Here is a 6,597-nt window from a genome sequence, read left to right as displayed (position 1 = left end):
CATGTTCAAACAGAAGAGGATGACGAAAATGGCGAGAATGAAATCGATCTCTACGATTGAAGCTGAAATCACCAGGATTAAGGATGAATTATCAAAGCTTCAGATGAAGCAGGATAAGCTGACGTTAAAACTCAAAGAACTTCTGGAACACAAACGAAATTATGAGGCCAAGGAAATCATGGACGCCTACCTTAAAAGTGGAAAAAGTTATGAGGAATTAATGACCTTTTTGCAGGTTTAAAATTATATGAAAAGGGAGCCGAAACTCCCTTTAGTGTAACTTTCATGAAAAGTTAAGAAGGATCAGCAGATGTGTATTTACAGCAGCATGGCACATTACAGGAAAAAGCATCACTGCAGAACCTGAAGCATTACCTCCGCATTCTTGAACCATGCAGCATCTGAAATCAGGAAACCGCATTATCCGAAAGGAACATGATTAAGAAACACACGGCTGAGAGAACGGAAGGAAGTATCAAACCGTTTTTCGTTTTCTCTGCGTCTCACTGATTTGTAAAGAATGCCGCTTTCTTGATTGAGTTCAATATTTCAGACCGTCTCAGCGCACATTTCAATAAATTTATGGCTGAGCACTTTTTTTTGCTGTCATAATAGGTAATTGGCAACTGTTTCAAAACATCTGGGTATGGCGGCCGTTCAGCCTCACCCCCTGATTTTTGAGAAGCTGTTTTTTAATTTTAGAAAATTACAGGCGGACTGGAATATGACGGACAGGACACTTGAATACTATAAAAACAATTGTCAGTCATTCAGTGACTCAACATTCGGAGTTGATTTCAGAGATACTCAGGAACGATTCCTGAGGAAGCTTTCCCCATCGGCACACATACTCGATTTCGGATGCGGTTCGGGACGCGACACTCTCTATTTCCTCGAACGCGGATTCAGGGTAACCGCCACCGACGGAAGTCCTGAAATGTGCCGCACGGCCTCGACCAACACAGGTCACGAGGTAATCAAACTTCTGTTCAGTGAGCTAGATTACCGCCAGGAGTTTGACGGCATCTGGGCCTGTGCCTCCATTCTGCATCTTTCCAGAACAGATCTTGGGGATGTTTTCAGACGCATGGAAAAAGCCCTGAAGCCTGCCGGCACGATATATACCTCCTTCAAATACGGTACTTTTGAAGGGATGCGCAACGGCAGATATTTCACTGATTTCACGCCGGAGAGTTTCAGGGAGTTTCTCGCCCGTAATTCAAAGCTTCGCATAACTGACTACTGGATAACCGCCGACGTAAGACCGGGGAGAAGTGAGGAAAAATGGCTCAATCTGCTTCTGAGGAACTGATAAAAGTTTATGAAAATCCTGCCGACCTGACGTTTTACACGGATAACAATGTCTGTACCGGCAATGACAGATACCGGGATCATCTGCTCGGACATATTCTGGTTTCCATGAGAAAAGCCGAGAACATAGACATCATCGTATCGTTCCTGATGGAATCCGGAGTAAGACTGATCCTTAATGAGCTGAAATCCGCAGCAGAACGTGGAGCGGCCATAAGGATACTGACAGGTTCATACCTCGACATCACCCAGCCTTCAGCGCTCTGTCTTTTAAGAAAGCATCTCGGTGACGACATTGAACTGCGCATGTTTAAAGAAAAAAACAGGGCATTTCATCCGAAAGCCTGCATCTTTCACCACCGTCATGATTTTCATGAAATCTTCATAGGCTCATCAAATATCTCAAGAAGCGCGCTGACCTCCGGAATAGAATGGAACTACCGCTTCAACAGTGCAGCTGACGCTCGCGGATGCCGCAAATTCATGCATACCTTTGAGGATCTCTGGCTTAACCACTCCGTAACCGTTGATGATGAATTTCTGAAGGAATACTCAAAACACTGGCATCATCCTCCGATACTGAAATACGATGAAGAAAAGGTAACTTCCTTTTTTCAGCCGAGAGGTTCCCAGATCGAAGCGCTCTATGCCCTTGAACACTCAAGAAAGGAAGGAGCCGACAAGGGACTGGTTATTGCCGCGACAGGAGTCGGTAAAACCGCCCTTGCGGCGTTTGACTCAGTGAAGTTCGAGAGAATCCTCTTTGTGGCCCACAGAGACGAGATACTTAAAAAGACGGCCGGAACATTTGCCTCCATAAGAAAGACAGCTGACATCGGTTTTTTCAATGCCGGGGAAAAATGCACGGACAGATCGGTCATAATGGCATCTGTTGCCACTCTCGGAAACGACAAGTATCTTAACGAGAAATACTTCACTCCCGATTTCTTTGACTATCTCATTATTGATGAAACACATCACGGCGTGGCTTCGCAGTACCGCAGAATCATGAACTACTTCAAGCCGAAATTCATGCTTGGACTCACGGCAACTCCCGAGCGCATGGATAAAAAGGACATATTTGAACTGTTCGATTATAACGTTCCTTATGAAATCTCACTGTGTGAAGCCATCAACAAAGGATACCTGGTACCGTTCAAATACTACGGCATCTATGACGACACCGACTATTCCGGACTGCATCCGGTTAACGGCAGATACGACAACAGAGAACTTAACGAAACCTACATCGGCAATGTCAGAAGACACGATCTCATTTACGGCAACTATCTCAAATACGGATCACGCAGAGCACTGGGGTTCTGCTGCTCCAGAGAACACGCTGAGGAAATGGCGCGTGAATTCAACCGAAGAAATATCAAAGCAGTGGCTGTATACAGCAATGCCGGCGGCGAATGCCCGGAAGACCGCGGTACCGCCGTTGAAAAACTTCTCAGAGGTGAAATCAGAGTCATATTCTGTGTAGACATGTTCAACGAAGGTATAGACATCACCTCTCTGGACATGGTTATGTTCCTGAGACCGACCGAGTCCCCTGTCATCTTCATGCAGCAGCTCGGACGCGGTTTAAGAACCTGTGCAGACAAGCAGTTCCTTACGGTACTTGATTTTATCGGCAATTATGTCAGAGCCGAAAAGGTAATCAGATACCTTACCGAAGGTAAATCGGACAGCCGAACCAATCCGTACGGACAGAATAATCTGCCTGACGGCTGTCAGGTAGATTTTGATTTAAGGCTGGTGGATCTCTTCGCCTCTCTCAACCGCAGAAACAGTGTGCGAAAGGAGCTTATCAGACAGGAGTATTTCAGAATTAAGGCCGAAACCGGAAAGGTTCCCGACCGTATTGAACTTTTCAACGGCATGGAGAGTGACATTTACCTTGAAGCCGTTCAGCACTCAAAGGATAATCCTTTCAGCAACTACTCCGGCTTTTTAAAGGAGATCGGTGAACTATCTCCTGAAAAGGAGGAGATTTACACGGGATTTGCAGGTGATTTTCTGAGAATGGCGGAAACCACGGCAATGACAAAGGTGTACAAGATGCCGGTACTCACAGCCTTTCTTGACGGCTCCGTACTCAAATCAACAGTGACAGAGAAGGACCTTCTGCAGAGCTGGCTGTCATTCTTTTCCGGCAACAGAAACTGGATAGATCTGGATAAAGACATGACATATGAAAAGTTTCTGAAAATCAGCAGAAAACGTCACGCTGACAAGATATTCGACATGCCTGTAAAATTCCTGCTGAAGACAGAAAATATGTTTTTCAGACAGGAAAAACCGCGCACTCTGTCACTTAATCCAAAACTTTCCAACATTCTCTCCAGACCGGAATTTGCTGCTGAATTCAGAGATATCATAAATTACCGCACTGTTGAATATTATCGCCGGAGATATGAAAAGGAAACAGAAACTCGCTGATTCGAATTTCCATAAAATACATATTTTTACTGTATTTACATATTTTTAACAAATAAGTGTATCTAATTTTTAAATACAGGTGTATTATTTGCCTGTTGTCTAAATCACAGCCTTTACCACGGCGTTTATTACAACCACAGTGTCATACAGACTTGAATTGTCGGCAGTGACATATGATTTTTAGTGGAAACAGGAACAGACAAATGTTAAAGAACAGTTTTTTCCCCCTCGCACTTACCTCTCTTTTTATGATTTTTTCTTCAGAAGCTCTTGCATGGCCTGCCGGTCTTGAAGAATTCTCCAAGTCTGGAAATCCTAATTTTAAGATACTTGCAAATAAGAGTACCGGAGAAATTGCCGTGCTCATGAGAGCTCCTGCAGATAAGGAATCCTTTGATGACGATACTGTTGCGAACCTCAAACAGCAGATAATCTGTGAAAACTACACCGTAACCGATGATCGTAAAGCCATTATGGGTGAACAGTGCGAAAACAGAAACAGTAAGCAGAATAACAAGCTTAACATGTATACAAACATTGCCGATAATATGTTTAATACTGTCATCTATTCACCAAGCCTCAGTGTAAATGACGCAAAGGCAATAAGCAGTGCCAGGTAGTCTTTACCTGAATCGCAGCGCAGCTATTCAGAATTAAGCAGTACAGATAAACCACTGTCCGGACAGTGGTTTATTTTTAACGGCATTTCTGCCCGTCCTGAAATCAGTTATCATTCATGCCGAATTTCCTGCTAAGAAGCTTGCTTTTCCATAAGCTCTCAATATCAGTAACATCTCTGTCGGTCACCGTTTTAGGCAGGATCTGAAGTATGGAAAACTGGAAAGAATGATACCTTTCAGTATAACTGCAGACAAGCTGCTTCATTTCCTTATTGTTGCCGTGATGAGTTCCGACATACACAGACCAGCGACCCCAGAGACCGTCCTTTCCGTAAGCGGAACCGACATACTGCCTTCCCGTTTCAGAATCGACTATGAGATATATGGCATAAACAGAAGATAAAGCTGTACGCCATGAATCGTAGACTTCAGGATTATCAACGATTTCCTTGAGCTCATCAAAAGAAAGAACCAGATTTTCAAAACCTGAAAACACCTTCTTTTCATTCGGCTGGATTGATACCACTGCTTTTTCTGTAGTACCTTTCTGATGCCACATTCTGGCCGAATTTCCCCATTCAATGGTGAGTTTTCCTTCAAATTCACTCAGAACATCAAGTCTTTCAAGGTCGTAATACGCATCATTGCCTTTAAAATGTAAAGCCTCTGAATCAGGAATTCCTTCAGGTATGATATCTTCGGTATCCGGTCTGGAATCTCCGACTCTGTAAATGGAATGAAACCTGGCAAGAGTACCAGAGCCGCTGATAAATGTGGCCCAGTAATCATACCCCTTACTGAAATTCCTCTTCTGATGGCACGTATACTCAAATACTTTACCGGCCATGTAGCAGTTTCTGAAATTACTGTCGGTAAGGCTGTGCCTTATCAGTTTTACCTTACCGGGATCAAATCCCGCCTTTTTTAGGATGTCGGAAAAATTAATCAATGCCATAAACAACTCCAGTACATCGTGAATAACATTTAAACCGAACCGGCCAAAAAAGGCCCGGTATGAACAGAAAACAGAGACTCCGGTCAGAAGACGGATAAAAATTCAGTGAATCTGACTGCAAACAGTACATTCCAAATCCGTTCATTTCAAAACTCATTGCATCCCGTTAATACAATTTGTTATCCTTAAACATCCATTCTAATTAAACGGTTTATGAATAAAACATCTGTTTTTATCGATTATCACATATAATTCTACAGGAAATATAAATGAAATGTCAGTTCTGTAACTTCGAACTCCGGGATAATGCCAAATTCTGCCCATTATGCGGCAGGGATGTACCTCCTTTCTATTCCGATTACCGGAAAAAAGATAATTTTTCCAGCCGACAGTCAGACATCTTCAGTAAAACCGGAAAAAAAGGAAATAATGCCGGCAGTAAGCATTTTTCTGAAGAAAGAAAATCAAATACTGCATTAAAAGTAATAGCCTGTTCTGCAGCTCTGATACTTATCATCGCCGGCACTGCCGGGAGCGTTCTTTCAAATTACGTAAGCGAGGATGTTACCTATAACGGGCTGCTTAGTTACCTGAACGGAACAGACAGAAAAAACAGAGATCTGTACAATAAAACATATGAAATTGAAATAAAACTCTTATCGCTGAATATGCAGCTTAATAATGTCATCTACGCCAAAACTGATGACGAACTGACAAGTCAGATAAAAATACTCAACAGTTCCAGAAACGAGTTTGAGAACAGCTTCAACAGGTTCATTGATTTATCAAGAGATGATCAGGAAATCATGAGGGGAATGTCCAAGGTTGCGGATTTATCAAGAAGTTACCTTGATATTATCGATACCATCCCTGATCTGAAGAGACAGAACATGGAGCTTACCATCAAGGCCAACAAGAGTCAGGCTGACTTCATTGCGTGGCTCCCCGTTTTCAGACAGATGATTCAGGAACTCAAGCTTAAGGTTTTTGATGACTACGTTGATAATGTAATGCTTAACCTTCTGACCTACCAGTCCCTGGTTGAAAAGAAGGTGCTTGAAGCCCTCGGTTCCGACAACTATGACGAAATCGTCAAGGACCGCAAGTCGGTGGGCGTGTTCATTGTTGAATATGAGGAATGGGCTGACAATCTTTATTCCGAAATGCCTGAAGCACAGAATGAGATAGGCGCGCTTATTGCCAACTTCAAATATTCATGTTCAGATGACAACGGCGTGGTAGGTCAGCATGAAAATCTGGTAAAGA

The 6,597-nt window shown here is 43.1% G+C and carries 6 protein-coding genes; 5 read left to right on the top strand and 1 reads right to left on the bottom strand.

The window, feature by feature from the left end:
- The 4 genes from T489_RS0111665 to T489_RS0111645 form a co-directional block, all read left to right on the top strand.
- Positions 1-241: hypothetical protein (locus tag T489_RS0111665; RefSeq protein ID WP_031580198.1), on the top strand; the 241-nt coding region annotated here is incomplete at its 5' end.
- Between the two features lie 483 nt (positions 242-724).
- The gene (locus tag T489_RS0111655; RefSeq protein WP_031580196.1) at positions 725-1,312 is read left to right on the top strand and encodes a class I SAM-dependent methyltransferase; all 588 of its coding nucleotides are present in this window, start codon (positions 725-727) and stop codon (positions 1,310-1,312) included.
- On the top strand, positions 1,285-3,756 hold the full coding sequence (locus T489_RS0111650) for a DEAD/DEAH box helicase family protein (protein ID WP_031580195.1): 2,472 nt from the start codon (positions 1,285-1,287) through the stop codon (positions 3,754-3,756). Before T489_RS0111655 ends, T489_RS0111650 begins: the two co-directional genes overlap by 28 nt.
- Before the next feature lie 203 nt (positions 3,757-3,959).
- Positions 3,960-4,376 carry a hypothetical protein gene (locus T489_RS0111645; protein WP_031580194.1) on the top strand — a complete coding sequence of 139 codons (417 nt, stop codon included), beginning with the start codon at positions 3,960-3,962 and terminating at the stop codon, positions 4,374-4,376.
- A 103-nt stretch (positions 4,377-4,479) separates the two neighbouring features.
- Here T489_RS0111645 and T489_RS0111635 read toward each other — a convergent pair whose 3' ends face one another.
- Positions 4,480-5,331: a GIY-YIG nuclease family protein gene (locus tag T489_RS0111635; protein ID WP_031580193.1), complete on the bottom strand. Its 852-nt coding sequence runs from the start codon at positions 5,329-5,331 to the stop codon at positions 4,480-4,482.
- A gap of 269 nt (positions 5,332-5,600) precedes the next feature.
- On the opposite strand from T489_RS0111635, the gene T489_RS13780 reads away from it, so the two are divergent.
- The coding region (locus tag T489_RS13780) for a zinc ribbon domain-containing protein (RefSeq protein ID WP_037319915.1) at positions 5,601-6,597 on the top strand (997 nt) is incomplete at its 3' end.

The sequence above is a fragment of the Ruminobacter sp. RM87 genome (genome assembly GCF_000701925.1).
GTDB classification, from domain to species: Bacteria; Pseudomonadota; Gammaproteobacteria; order Enterobacterales; family Succinivibrionaceae; genus Ruminobacter; species Ruminobacter amylophilus.
This window is presented reverse-complemented; position numbering and strand designations above follow the sequence as displayed.